The sequence below is a fragment of the Streptomyces sp. NPDC058741 genome (assembly GCF_042746715.1).
Taxonomy (GTDB): domain Bacteria; phylum Actinomycetota; class Actinomycetes; order Streptomycetales; family Streptomycetaceae; genus Streptomyces.
In genome coordinates this window covers 1-1343 of record NZ_JBHYQH010000113.1, presented here as the reverse complement: position 1 = coordinate 1343, position 1343 = coordinate 1, and the positions used below count along the sequence as shown (strand labels likewise).

Sequence of the window (1343 nt, the reverse complement as noted above, 5' to 3'; positions counted from 1 at the left end):
TCCCTCGCTGCTGACGTACTTCCGGCGCCGTTTGCGTCACTCGGCCAATCCGACGCGGATCTTCACCAAGGTCAAGGAGGTCGTGGCCGCGACCGGGGTACTCAAAGGCAAGCAGCGGCGAGCGCTGGACTCCACCGTCCTCGATGACGCGGTGGCCACCCAGGACACCGTCACCCAGATCATCTCCGCGATCCGACGGGTGATCCGCGAGGTCCCCGGGGGCGAGGAGACCGCGGCGCGGTGGTGCCACGCGCACGACTACACCGATCCGGGCAAGCCGAGGATTGCCTGGGACGACGAGCAAGCGCGCGCCACGCTGGTCGACGCACTGGTCACCGACGCGGTCAACCTGCTCGGGCACCTGCCCGAGCAGGAACTGGGCGAGAAGGCGGCGAACGCGGTGGGCCTGCTGGCCCTGGTCGCGGGCCAGGACGTGGAGCCGGCCGAGGACTCCGACGGGCGCGACGGACGCTGGCGCATCGCCCGGCGCACGGTGGCGGACCGGACCGTGTCCACCGTCGATGCGGACGCACGCCACATCCACAAGAACCGAACCCGCCACCAGGACGGCTTCAAAGGGCATGCGTCCTTCGAGCCGGAGACCGGGCTGTTCACCGCGGTTGCCCTCACCGGCGGCTACGGGCCTGACAACCACGAGGCCGCTGTCGCCTGCGATCTGCTGGCCGACGAGGACGAGGGCCAGGAGTTAACCGTGCTCGGCGATTCCGCCTACGGCACCGGCGACCTGCGCGCACGCCTGCAGGCAGACGGCCACACCCTGGTGATCAAGCCGCCACCGCTGCGGCAGGCCGTCCCCGGCGGGTTCACCATCGATGACTTCCTCATCGATGCGGTGTCCGGCACCGCGACCTGCCCGGCCGGACATACCGCCAACCTCGGACAGGTCAAAGCCGACGGCGCTCGCACCGCCCAGTTCAAGCGCGTGTGCACCGACTGCCCCCTGCGCGGACGCTGCACCACCTCCAAAACCGGGCGCACCCTCCATGTCCACCCCCAGCACCAACTGCTCACCGCAGCCCGCCACCAGGCTGCCACCGACCCCGCCTGGCAGGACGAATACCGCAGATGGCGGCCCCCGGTCGAACGCGCCATCGCCTGGCTGGTCGCCAAGGGCAACCGGCGAGTGCCCTACCGCGGCGTCATCGCCAATAACCTCTGGCTCCACCACCGCGCCGCCGCCCTCAACCTCCGCCGACTGATCAACCTCGGACTCACCAGAGCCAACGGCAGCTGGCACCTCACCCCGGCCACCGCATAAGCAAGAAGGGCCACCCGGCCCACGGCCGGACAGCCCTCCAACAAGATTTTCAGCAGGCTTCTAG

General features: G+C 69.8%; 1 protein-coding gene. It reads left to right on the top strand.

The window, feature by feature from the left end; translation table 11 throughout:
• On the top strand, positions 1-1279 hold a 1279-nt coding region (locus ACFW6P_RS32085), incomplete at its 5' end, for a transposase (protein ID WP_386425806.1).
• Positions 1280-1343: the final 64 nt, after the last annotated feature.